The following is a 13,732-nucleotide window of genomic DNA, read 5'->3' as shown; positions in this document are numbered from 1 at the left end:
ACGACCGACAGTATCATTGCCGTGGCAGCGCCCAACCCTGGAAAACTGACGGCCTCAGTCAGCGAATTTAAAAACATCCGTGGTGTAATCGGGGTAGGCATCCAGATCGTCGAAAAGCTCGGCCAGGTCAGCGGTGTCAGCCAATATTCCGGACAGGACCAGCGCAGTCGCCACGCCGGCGCCAATTCCGCCGGCGACATCGTGTTCGACGCTGTCGCCGACACAGACCACGCTGCTTCGGTCCGGGTTGCCCACCAGCGCCAGCGCGGCTTCGAAGATCGGGGTATAGGGCTTGCCGATACGGGTGACGCTGCCGCCGAGGCTCTCATAGAGATCCGCAAGCTGACCGGCGCCAAAGCGAGGCCCCACGGCGGTCAGCATGATCTTGTCGGGGTTGGTGCAGAAGCACGGCACCTGCCGCATTGCTGCCGGTGCAAAAAGTCTGCGATAGTGATCGATGTCATAGCGATCGCCCTCACTGGCGGCGATCAGCACCAGCTCGGCATCGTCGCCGTCACCGGTCAACGCGAAAGGCAGGCCTTCAATCGCCGAGCGATCGCCCTCGCGGCTGATCAGTAGGCACTTTGTGTTTGGGCGCAGCGTTCCAGATATCGCCATTTCGTGAAAGGACCGCCACGCGATCTCGCCGGAGGAGACAAATTGATCCCAGCTTCCTGGTTGGAAGCCGAGCTTCAGCAAGCGGGCTTCGTTGGGCGGCGCGCGCCTGCCCGAGTTTGAGACCAGCACAATCGTCCTGCCTGCGCGCTTCAGCGCCGACAATGCCTCCACGGCGCCCGGATAAGGGTTTGTACCATCGTGCAGCACGCCGAACTGATCGAGCAGGAACACCTGATAGCGCTCAACCAGCGCTCCGATGCCATCGACATGTTCAACTGTCTTCTTGATCACAAAAGCCCCGCTTCGATTGCGCCCATCAGCGCCAGCCGCGCCGTGCCGGCGGCCGCCTCGTCCGAAAGCGCCGGCAGAAAATCGACGCCCAGCTTGCGCTGCCGGATCGCGGTCCAGGCGGCGTTTGCCGCACCGCCGCCGACACTTCTGACCGAGTTCAGCCGAGGCGCGCCGAGCTCGGCAAGCCGGCGATAACCGAGCGCCTCGATCTCGGCAATGCCCTCCAACATTCCTTTCAGATAGTCGGCGTCGTCCGCCGGCCGCGGCGTCAGACGCGGCGGCAGGGCAGGATCGGCTACCGGGAAGCGTTCGCCGACCGCGGGAAGTGGATAATAGTCGAGGCCCGTCTCCGTCATAGGGTCGATCGCCGCACTCAACTCGATGATGCGCGCGAGGGGAAAATGCTGCGCCAGCACCTTGCCGCCCGAATTCGACGCACCACCCGCCAGATACGCATCTCCCAACCGGTGACTATAGATGCCGAACTGCGGCGCCGAGATCGGCCGGTCGGAGAGGATCTTGATGGTCAGCGAGGACCCCAGCGCGGTGACGCCGTCGCCAACTGCCGCAGCGCCCGTCGCCAGGAATGACGCGCAGCCATCCGTCGTCCCGGCGACCACGGCGACGTCGCGCGCCAGGCCGAACAAATCCGCGGCGCTCGCGGAGAGCGTTCCCGTGATGTCGCCCGGCTTGACGACGCGAGGCAGGAGTTCCATGCGCATGCCGGTCGCCGCGATCCAGTCCGGCCAGCGCCGGGCCTCGACGTCGTAACCGGTTTTCAGGGCATTGTTCTCGTCGCTGACATTGAAACGGCCGGAGAACTGTCCCGCGATCCAGTCGGCCTGATGCAGCACCGTGGCAACGCCGGGCCGTCGCTGGAACCAGAGCGCCTTGGCGAGACCGGACGTCGCCCCAAGTGCTGCGCTCGCTGCCGGCGCCTCGCGCGCGATCACGGCCAGAATAGCGTCGTCGTCGACCTTGTCATTGTACATCAACGGTTCGGCGAGCGGCCGCCCGGTGCCGTCGACCGGCAGCAGCGTGCCCGAAGTGCCGTCGACGGCAATCGACCGGACCGCGGCGCGATCGATGCCTGAAAGCAGTTCGGTCAGCGCCGCGCCGACCGCTGACCACCACACTGAGGGGTCGGGGGCGTTCTGGCCAAATCTGTCGAGTGGGACGGCGGAACGCGCGGCAATCGAAAAGTCCGGGCGCATGGCGACGGCGCGCGCACCTGATGTGCCGATGTCGATGCCGATCGAAAGGGGGCCGATCGAAAGCGGGCCCATCGAACGCGCCATGTCAGCTGCCGGCTGCATTGAGTTTCTGGCGGTACTGCTCGGCGTCCCAGTTGATCAGTTCGTCGTTCTCGGCGGCGGTCAGATAGTTCAGCTTCGCCGCGACATCGACCCGCGCCGTCACGTCGGCAAGGCAGCGTTGCATGGCGTCGGCGCCGCCACTCGCGTCGCCGCGCATCAGCACGCCAAGCCCGGGAAACAGGATTGCCACCGGTGCACTGTCGCACCGTTCGGTGACACGCTTCACGTCCTCGCCGGGTCTCGCCACGACCGAACCCTGGCCGAGAAAGATGACGTGATCGGGATAGAGGCTGCCCCCCGACGCCATGCGGCAGCTTTCCGGATCGATCGCGGCCGCATGCGCTTCGACATCCGCCGGCAACCTGTAACCGGTGCGTCCGATGAGCGCCGTCAGTGCAGCAAGGTTGGGCTCCGCCACCTCGCGGGGCGGCCGCGCCAGCAGCCCTGTGACGCGGCGCAGCAGCGCTTCGGCGCCGGCAACGGTCTCGGCTGCGACGACCAGGCCGTGATTGGCAAGGATCAGCATATCGACCCCTGGTCGAAGGCGCTCGGCAATGCCTTGGGCGAGCGGCAGGCCCGGCCGGCGATAGGGAACATACGCCCATTCGAGGCCATCGAGGCGCTTGGCGATTTGAGCCTCGCAGTCGGCCTGCACGGCAAGCGAAATAGTGTCGACGCAGTGGACATGCAGGACGACGCGCTGCGGCATCAGGGCATGAACCGTGGTCTCGATCGAGGGGCGCAGCCTGCGTGTGTTGAGCGCCTCGATGGCGAAGCCCTGCGGCTTATCGGCGGCCGGGTCGCGCTGTTCGACAGCCCTGAGCAGTGGGGCGATCGCCACGGGCACCATAATGTCTTCGGCGAGCGCATTCTTCAACCAAGTACCGGAAGCCTTGATCCAGAGCGTGTCGCCAGCCTTCAGCGAAGTGTTGCCGCCCGCGGCCTGGGTCAAATGCGGGTCGCGCCCGATGCTGGCCGAAAGCGACCGCAAAGCAGCCAATTCCTGCGCATCCGCATAGTTTGCCATCGAAATTCCTTCACAAACGGCCGCGTGGCCACGGCTTTGGATATCCCGCTGCCGGGATAACGAGTGATGCTGGTATCGCAGATGCGAGTAAGTTACGTCAATAGTGATCTTATCTAGTCAAATCGAGCTTGCAATCTGATCGGTGTTGAGTAAGTTGCACCAATTGCCGTGGCAAAATGGCATTCGGGAGGGTATCCGTTGAGCGACTCCGGCCGCCAGCGTCAGATTGTCGAGTTGTTGCGGGATCGCCCCTTCGCCTCAGTGCGCGAGCTGCAGGAGCGGCTCGGCGTGTCGGCAGCGACTGTGCGGCGCGACATCGACAAGATCGATGAGGCCGGTGAAGCACGAAAGGTCTATGGCGGCATCTCGGCGCTCGATGGCGCCTCGCAGGCGGGCGTCGCCTATGCCAGGCCCTATGACGAGAACCGCGATCTCGCAGTCGAAGCCAAGCGGCAGATCGCGGCTCTCGCCGCGACCATGGTGCGCGATGGCGACGCCGTCATCGTGCATGGCGGTTCGACCTGTTTCCATCTCGGTGCCAAGCTCGCCGACCGCAACATCCGGCTCTACACCAACTCGATGCCGCTCATCGCCTATTTGAGCGACCACGGGCATTGCAGCCTAACCATCGCCGGCGGTGAGCTTCATCGCGAGCCTGGCATCATCCATTCGCTCACCCAGGCCGTGCCGTTCTATGCGTCGAAATTCTTTCTTGGCGCGCAAGGCATCGGCCCGGAGGGCGTGCTGGAATCGCATCCGCTGCTGGTCCGCTCCATCGTCGAACTCAGCCTATGCGCCGACCAGATCGTGGTGCTGGCCGACAGCCGCAAACTGTCGATCCACGCGCGCAACGTCGCGCTGCCTCTGTCCCGCATCGGCACGCTGGTGACCGATGACGGCCTGTCCGATGCGGACACACGCATGCTCGAAGACGCCGGCGTCATGGTGCGGATCGCCTCTGTCTCTGGAGCCCTGCAGTGAAGGTGGCCGTCCTCGACTTCGGCAAGACCAACTCGAAGCTCTTCGTCTTTGGTCAGGACGGGCAGATTCTCGATGAGCGCCGGACTCAGCCGAACTGGACGCGCAAAGGCGACTTCAGTGTGCTCGACGAGACAGCGCTTCACGATTGGGCGGCTCGCGTCGTCGGCGAAGCGGTCGACAATCATGGTGTGGAAGGATTGATGGTTTCGGGCCATGGCTGCACCTTTGCCTTGGTCGACAATGCGGCGCTGACGCATCCTATTCTCGACTACGAGCAGGAGCCACCTGCTGAGATCGCCGCGCAGATCGATCGCCGCATTCCGGATTTTCCCGAGACTTTCTCGCCGCTCCTGCCGCTCGGCTTCAACTATGGTCGCCACATGCTGTGGCTGAAGGCGGTGCAACCCAGCGCGTTCGATGCCGCGAAATCGATCCTCGGCTATCCGCAATACTGGAGCTGGCGCTTTGGCGGCCGGGCGGTCTCGGAAGTGTCCTATCTCGGCTGTCACTCGCATCTGTGGGCGCCGCGCAAGCGCGATTTCAGTCCGCTGGTCGACGCCGAGGGCTGGCGCGGCCAGATGCCCGCCTTTGAGCGTGCCGGAGCTGTCATCGGCGAGCGGCGCTTCGGCGGGGCAACACAGCCGATTGCCATCCACAACGGTGTCCATGACAGCAATGCGGCGCTCCATGCCTATCGCCGGCAGGAGCTTGGGCCGGTCACTGTCGTCTCGACCGGCACCTGGGTCGTCGTGCTCAACCCGGACTGCCCGCTCGACGCGCTCGACCGCGACCGCGACATGCTGGTCAATGTCGATGTCGATGCTGGCCCGGTGCCGACCATCCGTTTCATGGGCGGCCGTGAATTCGCGACAATCAGCGCCGGCTGGCAAGGCGCAATCGCCCGCTCCTCGGTACAGCAGGTGATCGACGCCGGCATCATGGCGCTGCCTAGTTTCGCCCCGGGCGGGCCGATGCCTGGCCATCCCGGCGAATTGGTCGGGCGCACACCCAACGCGGAGGAGCGCGCGGCTGTGGCACTGCTCTATGTCGCACTGATGATCGATCTGGGTCTCGACCTGATCCATTCGAACGATACCGTGATCGTCGATGGCGGGCTGAACAGTGGCGGCGTGCTCGCCGCCCTGCTGGCGCAACTGCGCCCCGGCCAGCCCTTCATGCAGGGCGCCACGCTGGAGGGCAGCGCCACCGGAGCGGCGGCTCTTGCCTTCGAGAGTGTTGGACGCGAATTTGCCGCCGAGGCGCCGGAGCCGGTGTGCGCCTCCGGCTTCGCTGGTCTTGCTGGATACCGCGACAGCTGGCGCGGCCTCTCCGGCGATCGAGGCATCGTTGAAACTGCAGCGCGAGGTGCACGATGACCGCCGCTGCCCAAATCGAGACGGCGCGCCAGCCGATGCTGGAGATGCGGCACATCTCCAAGACGTTCGGCCCGATCCGCGCCTTGCAGGACGTGTCGCTGACCGTCCACGCCGGCGAACTGCACGCGCTGATGGGCGAAAACGGCGCCGGCAAGTCGACGCTGATGAAGGTGCTGTCCGGCGCCTATCGGCCGGATCCAGGCGGCGATATCCTGATCGACGGCACACCGGTTGCGACCGGCGACCCGATCAAGGCGCGCGCCAACGGCATTGCGGTCATCTATCAGGAGCTGTCGCTGGCGCCCAACCTGACGGTTGCGCAGAACATCTTCCTCGGCAACGAGCCGAGACGGTTCGGCATCGTCGACCGCGATCAGTGCAATCGGCGCGCTAACGAGATCATCGCACGGCTCGGCGTCTCTTTCTCGGCGCGGGACTCGGTCTCCAGCCTGTCGCTCGGCGAACGCCAGCTGGTCGAGATCGCTCGCGCGCTGTCGACCAGCGCGCGCATCATCGTCATGGACGAGCCGACCACCTCGCTGACCTCGCGCGAGACGGACAGGTTGTTCGAGGTCATTGCGACGCTGAAGTCGCAGGGCATCGCCATCATCTACATCAGCCACCGGATGGAAGAGGTCTACCAACTTGCTGACCGTGTCAGCGTGCTGCGCGACAGCGGCTTTGTCGGCACGCTCGACCGCGCCGATCTGAACGCCTCGCGCCTCGTTTCGATGATGGTTGGCCGTGATCTGTCCGCCTTCTACAAGAAGGATCACCGCCCGCCGGACAGCAAGCGCGCGATCGCGCTATCGGTGCAGGGCATGTCGGACGGCAATCTTTTGAAGGACTGTTCCTTCGACCTGCACAAGGGCGAAGTCTTGGCGCTGGCGGGCCTGGTCGGCTCGGGCCGCACCGAGCTCGCACGGCTGATCTTCGGTGCCGACAGGCACACATCAGGCACGCTGGAACTCGACGGCAAGCCGATAGCCATCGGCTCGCCGCGCGAGGCGCTGGACGCCGGCATCGCCTATCTCACCGAAGACCGCAAGGAACTCGGTCTGTTCCTCGACATGTCGATTTCCGACAATATCAGCATGGGCGTGCTCGCAAGGGACGCGCAGGCCGGCGGCCTGCGCGACTTCGCCACGGCCGAAAGGCGCGCCGCCAAGGCCGTTTCCGACCTCTCCATCCGCACCAGGTCGGTGCAGGCCAATGCCGGCTCGCTGTCGGGCGGCAACCAGCAGAAGGTGCTGCTCGCCCGTCTGCTCGAAACCGAGCCGCGGGTCCTCATCCTCGACGAGCCGACTCGCGGCGTCGATGTCGGGGCGAAGTCCGAAATCTACCGGCTGATCGACGATCTCGCCAAGAAGGGCATCGCCATCCTGATGATCTCCAGCGAACTGCCGGAGGTGATCGGCGTCGCCGATCGCGTGCTGGTGATGCGCGACGGCACTATCGCTGGCGAAGTTATGGCATCCGCCGGCCAGCCGCTCAGTCAGGAAGCAATCATGGAACTTGCAACGGGAGCGGCCAAGGGATGACCGACAAGGCAACCGAGATCAGCGCGGGTGACCAGGCGGTCGGCAGGAGCCGGCGGCTGCGCACCGCCTTCGCCGCGCTTGGCATGCTGCCGGTCCTGATCCTGCTGGCGGCCGGCTTCCAGTTCATGAACCCGCGCTTTCTCACCGAGACCAACCTGTTGATCGTCACGCAGCAGTCGTCGATCAACATCGTGCTCGCGGCCGGCATGACCTTCGTCATCCTGACCGGCGGCATCGACCTGTCCGTCGGCTCCATTCTTGCCGCCTCGGCGATGGTGGCGGTGATGGTGTCGCTGGTGCCGGAGTGGGGCATGCTCGGCGTGCCGGCGGCCATTCTGGTCGGCCTCGGCTTCGGCGTCATCAACGGGCTGCTCGTCGCCTATATCAAGCTGCCGCCCTTCATCGTCACGCTGGGTTCGCTGACAGCCGTGCGCGGCGTCGCCCGCCTGCTCGGCCAGGACACCACGGTGTTCAACTCGGACCTGCCGTTCGACTTCATCGGCAACGGTTCGCTGTTCGGCATTCCCTGGCTGGTCATCATCGCTCTGTCGGTCGTGGTGCTGTCCTGGCTGGTACTCAAGCGCACCGTGCTCGGCACCTGGATCTATGCCGTCGGCGGCAATGCCGAAGCCGCGCGCCTCACCGGCATCAAGGTGCCGCTGGTGCTGCTCTTCGTCTATGGCGTTTCCGGCCTTCTGGCCGGCCTTGGCGGCGCCATGTCGGCGGCCCGGCTCTATGCGGCCAATGGGCTGCAGCTTGGGCAGTCCTATGAGCTCGACGCAATTGCCGCGGTCATTCTCGGCGGTACCAGCTTTGTCGGCGGCGTCGGTTCGATCTGGGGCACGCTGATCGGCGGCCTGATCATCGCGGTGCTCTCCAACGGGCTCATCTTGGCCGGTGTTTCGGACATCTGGCAGTACATCATCAAGGGATTGGTCATCATCGTGGCGGTCGCCCTCGATCGCTACAGGCTCCAGGCAGGAGCAAGAACGTGATTGACCTTAGTCGCCGGCGTCAACGACCCGGTTTCATGTAAACGCACCGTGAGAGGCGCGGGGCATCAGGAGGAAAACAATGAAGACTATCGCTAAACTGCTCTGCGGCGTTGCCCTTGCGGCCGTCGTCATCGCACCGGCTTCGGCCAAGGATCTGAACAAGGTCGGCATCTCGGTCGGCCTGCTCGGCAACCCGTTCTTCGTCGCCACCATCAAGGGCATCGAGGACGCCGCCAAGAAGATCAACCCTAATGTCGAGGTGACGTCGGTGTCGGCCGACTACGACCTCAACAAGCAGGTCTCGCAGGTCGACTCCTTCATCGCCGCCGGCGTCGACGTGATCATGCTCAACGCCGTCGATGCCAAGGCGATCGCACCGGCGGTGAAGAAGGCGCAGGCGGCGGGCATCGTGGTTGCCGCTTTCGATGTTTCGGCGCCGGGCGCCGACGTCACCGTAATGACCAACAACGTCAAGGCCGGTGAAGCGGCCTGCCAGTATCTGGTCGACCATACCGGCGGCAAGGGTGACTATGTCATCCTGAACGGCCCGGCATCGTCGTCGATCCTGGAGCGGGTCAAGGGCTGCAAGGACGTGCTGGCGAAACACCCGGATATCAAGATCCTCTCCGACGACCAGAATGCCGAAGGCTCGCGCGACGGCGGCCTGAAGGTGTTCCAATCGCTGCTGACCCGTTTCGACAAGATCGACGCGGTGTTCGCCATCAATGATCCGACGGCGATCGGCGCCCAGCTTGCGGCCAAGCAGCTCAACCGCTCGGAGTTCATCTTCACCGCGGTCGACGGCGCGCCCGATATCGAGAAGGAACTCTCTTCCGGCACCTCGATGATCAAGGCCTCGGCCTCGCAAGATCCTTACGTCATGGCTGGCCAGTCGCTGCAGATGGCGGCTGAGGTGCTCGCCGGCAAAAAGCCGGCCGAGGCGACGGTACTACTCGACCCGCAGCTGATCACAGCCGAGAACTTGAAGGACTACAAGGGCTGGACCGCAGCCCGCTAAGGCCTCCCAAGGCTGGTGCGGCCGGGATGACCGGCCGCACCTTTTTTTGTCTGAGCATCGGATTTTCCCAAAACCGGTTTCCACTTTTGGGTCCGATGCTCTCGACCAGCAGGAGACGATCATGTCGCGCATTGGAATCCATTCTTTCGTCTGGTCGGCAAGCTCGGCGCAAGGCGACCTCGAACGGACGCTGGCCAACACCAAAGAGGCCGGCTTTGACCTGATCGAATTCTCCTATCTCGACCCTGCCAATGTTGACATTGGCGGGCTGGCCAGGCGCATCGCCGACCTCGATCTCGGCGTGGCGATCAGCATCGGACTGCCGGCCGACGGCGACATTTCAAGCGCCGACAAGGCGATTGCGGCGCACGGCGTCGAAATCCTGAAACGTACGATCGCGCTCACCCGCGATCTCGGCGGCCGGAAGGTCGCCGGCATCCTCAGCACCAGCCACGGATTGCAGACTGAGGCGCCGACGCGCGATCAATGGAACCGCAGTGCTGCCACGCTCGCCAAGGTCGCGGAAACCGCCAAGGCCGCCGGCGTCACGCTCAACCTCGAGATCGTCAACCGCTTCGAGAGCAATCTGCTCAACACCGCCGCACAAGGGCTAGCCTTCATCGAGGACACCGGCTCCGACAACATCTTCCTGCATCTCGACACTTTCCACATGAATATCGAGGAGGCCGATGTCGGACTGGCCATCCGCCACGCCGCGAAGAAGATCGGCTATGTCCATATCGGCGAGAGCCATCGCGGCTTCCTCGGCACCGGCAACATCGACTTCGCCGCGATCTTCGATGCGCTGGCCGCGATCGGCTATAGCGACGACCTCAGCTTCGAATCCTTCTCATCGGAGATCGTCGACGAGAACCTGTCGAAGAAAACCGCCATCTGGCGCAATCTGTGGACCGACAATATGGAACTGGCCCGGCATGCGCGCCGCTTCATAGCCATCGGGCTGGAGACGGCACGGCGCAAGGCCGAGCTTGTTTCATCAAGCCATCGACCTTAGCACCATTTCCCGTTTGCGATCCTCAGGCCAGATCAAAACGTTCCACGGCGCGCATGATGCCGCGCAGTTCGGCGAGGCCCTTCAGCCGGCCGATCAATGAGTAGCCGGGGTTGATCCTGGTCTTGCCGATATCGTCGGCGAGCAGATGGCCATGATCAGGACGCATGGGAATCCGCCAGTCGGCGCGACCTTCCCTACTGCGGCGCGTCTCTTCCTGCATCAAAGCGAGGATGACATGCGCCATGTCAGTGCCGCCCTCCAGATGCTCGGCTTCATAGAAGGAGCCGTCATCCTCGATGGTTACATTGCGCAGATGGACGAAATGGATCCGGTCGGCGAATTCCTTGACCATGCCGACAATGTCGTTGTCTGCGCGCGTACCGTAGGAACCGGTGCAGAATGTCAGGCCGTTTGCCGGACTGCCGACTGCGCTGAGGATGAAACGCGCGTCCTCGGCGGTCGAGACGATCCGTGGCAAGCCATAGAGTGAGAATGGTGGATCGTCGGGATGGATGCACATGCGCACCCCCTCCTCCTCGGCCACGGGAATGATCTCGTGCAAAAACCAGGCAAGATTGTTGCGCAGCTCCTTCGGCCCGATCGAATCGTATTCCGCCAATGCCTCGCGAAAGCTTTCACGGTTGTAGCTGCGCTCGGTTGCTGGCAGGCCAGCGATGAGATTGCGCTCGATCCTGTCGATCTGCTCGTCGTTCAGCGCCTTGAAGCGTAATTCCGCCTCTGCGATACGTGCCGCGCTGTAGCTGGCCTCGGCATTCCTGCGCTTCAGGACGAACAGGTCGTATGCGGCAAAATCGATCGCGTCGAAACGCAGGGCGTAGCCCGTCGTTGGAAGCCGATAGGCAAGGTCGGTGCGGGTCCAGTCGACCACAGGCATGAAGTTGTAGCAAATGGTCTTTATGCCGGCTTTCGCCAGCGCACGGATCGTGTCCTTGTACCAGCCAACATAGCGAACCCGTTCCGCCGAGCCGATCTTGATCGAATTGTGGACGGGAATGCTCTCCACGACAGACCAGGTCAGCCCTTCGGCCTCGATGATCCGTTTGCGCTCCAGGATATCCGCCAAAGGCCAGGCGCGGCCGTCATAGATATTATGCAGGGCGGATACGACGCCCGTGGCTCCGGCCTGCTTGACATGATCGAGCGTCACCGGGTCGTCAGGGCCATACCAGCGCCAGCATTGTTCCATCGAGGCTTTCCTTTGCGATAAAACAGAACCGTATTGTTGGGCCACAATGGAAGTCAAATTAAAGGAGTCTGCGCAATGAAGGATTTCGACGGCAAGATCGCTCTGGTCACGGGGACGACCGGGATCGGCCTGGCAACCGCCAGACGTCTTGCGGCGGGCGGCGCGGCGATCATCGCCTGCGGCATCGACCGCGCGGCCAACGCGGCGATGACAGCGGAACTGGACAGCTCCGCCGCCGGGGCGCTGGTCATGGCCGTCGACGTCTCCGTGCCGGATCAGGTTCGCGATGCGGTCGCGGCCGGTGTCGAGCGGTTCGGCGGCCTCGATATCATCGTCAATTCCGCGGCGGTGCATCCATATGGAACCGCTGTTAGCACCGATTTCGACACCTGGAACCAGGCGATGTCCGTCAATGTCGGCTCGATCTACCTGACCGCGCATTTCGGTATTCCCGAGATGATGAAGAGAGGCGGCGGCGCCGTCGTCAACGTGGCGTCGGTGCAGGGCTTCGCCTGCCAGCAGAACGTCGCCGCCTATGCTACGACCAAGGGCGCCATCCACACCCTGACGCGCTCTCTGGCGCTTGACTACGCGCGCTCCGGCATTCGCGTCAATTCCGTCAGCCCGGGCTCGATCCGCACCCCGATCCTTGAAAAGGCGGCGCGCGGCGAGAATGGCACCGACGCTGATGTCGAGGCCGCCTACAGGCGCTTCGGCGAAGCCCACCCCATCGGGCGCATCGGCGAGCCGGAGGAAGTGGCGGAACTCATCGCCTTTCTGTGTTCGTCGAAAGCCGGGTTCTGCACCGGTGCGGACTACAGGATCGATGGCGGCCTGACGGCCGGCATCGGCGTGAAGTAGAAACAAGAAGATCGGTCTCGGCCGGCAAACCAATGGCGCTTAACATGCGCGAGTTTGCATACTGCACTTGCAGCCGGTTCAACCGTCTGATTCCCTTGGTTACGCTGGGCTGTCCTGATTCGCTCACTGTCCAAAGTCTTTGCAGTGCGCCAGGGGCAAGCCTTCCACCGACCGCTGCGCTGGCGCATTCAATGGGAGAGACGGCAAATGAACACTGCAACGAGGCCGGCAATCTCGGAGATGAGGCCCAAAATATCCGTCATCGGGGTTGGCGGCGGTGGCGGCAACGCCATTAACAACATGATCGCTGAAGGCTTGCAGGGCACCGAATTTATCGTCGCCAACACCGATGCTCAGGCGCTCACCATGTCGAAGGCAACGCGGCTGATCCAATTGGGAGCGCACGTCACGGAAGGCCTTGGTGCAGGATCCCTGCCCGAGGTCGGCCATGCCGCGGCCGTGGAATCGATCGACGAAATCATGGACCATCTTGCGGGAACGCATATGTGTTTCGTGACCGCGGGCATGGGAGGCGGAACCGGAACTGGTGCAGCACCGGTCATAGCGCAGGCCGCGCGCAACGCGGGAATACTGACCGTGGCCGTCGTGACCAAGCCGTTCGTCTTCGAAGGGAACCGTCGAATGCATGCCGCCAATGAGGGCATCGAGCGGCTCCGCGAAAGCGCCGATACCGTCATCGTCATCCCGAACCAGAACCTCTTCAGGATCGCCGATGCCAGGACGACCTTCGCGGACGCGTTCGCCATGGCGGATCGCGTCCTCTACGCCGGCGTCGGCTGTATCACCGATCTCATCGTCAAGGAAGGGCTGATCAATCTCGACTTTGCCGATGTGAAGTCGGTGATGCGCGATATGGGTCGCGCGATGATGGGAACCGGCGAAGCCACCGGGGAGGACCGCGCCAGGAAGGCGGCCGAAGCAGCGATCGCAAACCCGCTTCTCGACGAAGCGTCGATGATGGGCGCCAAGGGCGTCCTTGTCTCGATATCGGGTGGCACTGACATGACGCTGTTCGAAGTCGACGAAGCTGCCACCCGCATCCGCGAGGAGGTCGACGCCGACGCCGATATCATCGTCGGCGCCATTTTCGACAAGGCGCTCGCCGGAAAATTCAGGGTGTCGGTCGTCGCGACGGGATTGCGTCGCGGGCTCGAGATACCGCTGACGGCGGGGTTGGAAAACCGTGTGAATTGATCGCCAAAAGAAATTCATGGCCTGGCAGCGCCGATTGGAATGTCCGGCGAACAAGTGACGCCGGCATCAAAGAAAACCCCAGCAACCATTCGAGATTGCTGGGGGTTTATGCCGAAACTGGTTGCCGGGACAGGACTTGACTTTCTTTCTCTGTCCAGCTGTGTCGGCTCGCCTCCCTTGCAGGCCCTGATGAGGATCAAAAACCGAGCGCGGCAGGCCGCAAACGCAAAACGGCCCGCACTGAGGCGGGCCGTTTTGGTATTTGGTTGCG

12 protein-coding genes are annotated in these 13,732 nt (G+C 63.5%); 8 read left to right on the top strand and 4 right to left on the bottom strand.

The features are described from left to right. Window positions 1-54: 54 nt before the first annotated feature. Genes ACWTU7_RS24450 through ACWTU7_RS24440 form a run of 3 tightly spaced genes read right to left on the bottom strand, consistent with a single transcriptional unit; the run spans window position 55 to window position 3,252 of the window. Window positions 55-909 (bottom strand): TIGR01459 family HAD-type hydrolase, encoded by an 855-nt coding sequence (locus tag ACWTU7_RS24450; RefSeq protein WP_455840711.1) that lies wholly within the window; start codon window positions 907-909, stop codon window positions 55-57. Further along, complete coding sequence (locus tag ACWTU7_RS24445; protein WP_455840712.1) at window positions 906-2,207, bottom strand: FGGY-family carbohydrate kinase; 1,302 nt, start codon at window positions 2,205-2,207, stop codon at window positions 906-908. The genes ACWTU7_RS24450 and ACWTU7_RS24445 overlap by 4 nt, the downstream gene beginning before the upstream one ends. 1 nt (window position 2,208) lies before the next feature. Continuing rightward, window positions 2,209-3,252: a class II aldolase/adducin family protein gene (locus ACWTU7_RS24440; RefSeq protein WP_095520315.1), complete on the bottom strand. Its 1,044-nt coding sequence runs from the start codon at window positions 3,250-3,252 to the stop codon at window positions 2,209-2,211. Between the two features lie 198 nt (window positions 3,253-3,450). Here ACWTU7_RS24440 and ACWTU7_RS24435 point away from each other — a divergent pair, with 198 nt between their 5' ends. The 6 genes from ACWTU7_RS24435 to ACWTU7_RS24410 all read left to right on the top strand — a co-directional run bounded on the left by ACWTU7_RS24435 (window position 3,451) and on the right by ACWTU7_RS24410 (window position 10,178). Then, a complete protein-coding gene (locus tag ACWTU7_RS24435; RefSeq protein ID WP_455840713.1) occupies window positions 3,451-4,233 on the top strand; it encodes a DeoR/GlpR family DNA-binding transcription regulator in 783 nt (260 codons plus the stop codon). Then, window positions 4,230-5,609: an FGGY-family carbohydrate kinase gene (locus ACWTU7_RS24430; RefSeq protein WP_455840714.1), complete on the top strand. Its 1,380-nt coding sequence runs from the start codon at window positions 4,230-4,232 to the stop codon at window positions 5,607-5,609. The genes ACWTU7_RS24435 and ACWTU7_RS24430 overlap by 4 nt, the downstream gene beginning before the upstream one ends. Continuing rightward, window positions 5,606-7,150 carry a sugar ABC transporter ATP-binding protein gene (locus ACWTU7_RS24425; RefSeq protein WP_128344886.1) on the top strand — a complete coding sequence of 515 codons (1,545 nt, stop codon included), beginning with the start codon at window positions 5,606-5,608 and terminating at the stop codon, window positions 7,148-7,150. Before ACWTU7_RS24430 ends, ACWTU7_RS24425 begins: the two co-directional genes overlap by 4 nt. Beyond that, a complete protein-coding gene (locus ACWTU7_RS24420) occupies window positions 7,147-8,145 on the top strand; it encodes an ABC transporter permease subunit (protein WP_065009780.1) in 999 nt (332 codons plus the stop codon). Before ACWTU7_RS24425 ends, ACWTU7_RS24420 begins: the two co-directional genes overlap by 4 nt. 79 nt (window positions 8,146-8,224) lie before the next feature. After that, window positions 8,225-9,163 (top strand): ABC transporter substrate-binding protein, encoded by a 939-nt coding sequence (locus ACWTU7_RS24415; RefSeq protein WP_029348335.1) that lies wholly within the window; start codon window positions 8,225-8,227, stop codon window positions 9,161-9,163. Window positions 9,164-9,284: 121 nt separating this feature from the next. Further along, the gene (locus ACWTU7_RS24410) at window positions 9,285-10,178 is read left to right on the top strand and encodes a sugar phosphate isomerase/epimerase family protein (RefSeq protein ID WP_455840715.1); all 894 of its coding nucleotides are present in this window, start codon (window positions 9,285-9,287) and stop codon (window positions 10,176-10,178) included. 22 nt (window positions 10,179-10,200) lie between these two features. Here the strand turns inward: ACWTU7_RS24410 and uxuA are convergent, their stop codons facing one another. Continuing rightward, the gene (uxuA, locus tag ACWTU7_RS24405; protein ID WP_455840716.1) at window positions 10,201-11,385 is read right to left on the bottom strand and encodes a mannonate dehydratase; all 1,185 of its coding nucleotides are present in this window, start codon (window positions 11,383-11,385) and stop codon (window positions 10,201-10,203) included. 75 nt (window positions 11,386-11,460) lie between these two features. On the opposite strand from uxuA, the gene ACWTU7_RS24400 reads away from it, so the two are divergent. Continuing rightward, a complete protein-coding gene (locus tag ACWTU7_RS24400; protein ID WP_455840717.1) occupies window positions 11,461-12,246 on the top strand; it encodes an SDR family NAD(P)-dependent oxidoreductase in 786 nt (261 codons plus the stop codon). Window positions 12,247-12,453: 207 nt separating this feature from the next. Continuing rightward, complete coding sequence (gene ftsZ, locus ACWTU7_RS24395) at window positions 12,454-13,461, top strand: cell division protein FtsZ (protein WP_029348340.1); 1,008 nt, start codon at window positions 12,454-12,456, stop codon at window positions 13,459-13,461. The last annotated feature ends 271 nt before the right edge of the window (window positions 13,462-13,732 follow it).

It is taken from the genome of Mesorhizobium sp. BHscii (assembly GCF_053848065.1).
The sequence above is the reverse complement of the archived record's forward strand: the minus strand, read 5'-3'. Positions and strand labels throughout refer to the sequence as shown.